This is a genomic window from Candidatus Symbiopectobacterium sp. NZEC135 (assembly GCF_025962695.1).
This window is the reverse complement of sequence record NZ_JAGFPF010001044.1, coordinates 1-756: the sequence shown is the minus strand read 5'-3', so window position 1 is coordinate 756 and position 756 is coordinate 1. Positions and strand designations below refer to the sequence as shown.

Sequence of the window (756 nt, the reverse complement as noted above, 5' to 3'; positions counted from 1 at the left end):
GGACATGAACATGTTTATTACCATTCTGAAAAAATACGTATCACCTGGCAGCCGGAATATATCGAACCGGTCGATACGCTGGGTGCCGGAGATGCATTTTTAACCGGTTTTATGCTCTCGCTGTTAACCGCCAAGCCGTCTGAACCGAGCGAAGACGACGTCCTTCGAGCCATGACGGCGGGCGGAACAGCGGCACGCCATGTACTTAATCATTATGGTGCCTTCGGGTTCGGAAAATCGTATTCCGAATAATAAAAGGCCCTTCATACAATTTACCCTTAATAGTTCGGGTTGCAGCCAACGCGCCTGCAACGTGAAGTATGACGGGTACTGATGTCTGGCATTCAGCCCGTAATAATCTGGGGGTAGGTATGTTTTGGACGGAATTAGCCTTTATTCTCGTTGCTTTGGTTTTTGGTGCCAGGGTCGGAGGGGTATTTTTAGGGATGGTGGGCGGTCTCGGCGTCGCCGTACTGGTGTTTGTTTTTGGCCTGACACCCTCTTCCCCACCGATTGACGTGATTTTAATTATTCTGGCCGTGGTGCTGGCAGCCTCCTCGTTGCAGGCATCCGGCGGGCTGGATCTTCTGGTACGGTTAGCGGAGAAAATGCTACGCCGCCACCCGCGCCACATTACCCTGCTGGCCCCCTTTATCTGCTACCTCTTCACCTTTATGTCGGGCACCGGGCACGTGGTGTATAGCCTGCTCCCGGTCATCGCTGAAGTTGCCCGTGGCTCAGGGATCCGCCCGGAAC

The 756-nt window shown here is 53.4% G+C and carries 2 protein-coding genes; both read left to right on the top strand.

Features of this window, described 5'->3' with window-relative positions; genetic code table 11:
* The coding region (locus J5224_RS32325) for a PfkB family carbohydrate kinase (RefSeq protein WP_264629032.1) at nt 1-252 on the top strand (252 nt) is incomplete at its 5' end.
* 119 nt (nt 253-371) lie between these two features.
* The coding region (locus J5224_RS32320; RefSeq protein WP_264629031.1) for an anaerobic C4-dicarboxylate transporter family protein at nt 372-756 on the top strand (385 nt) is incomplete at its 3' end.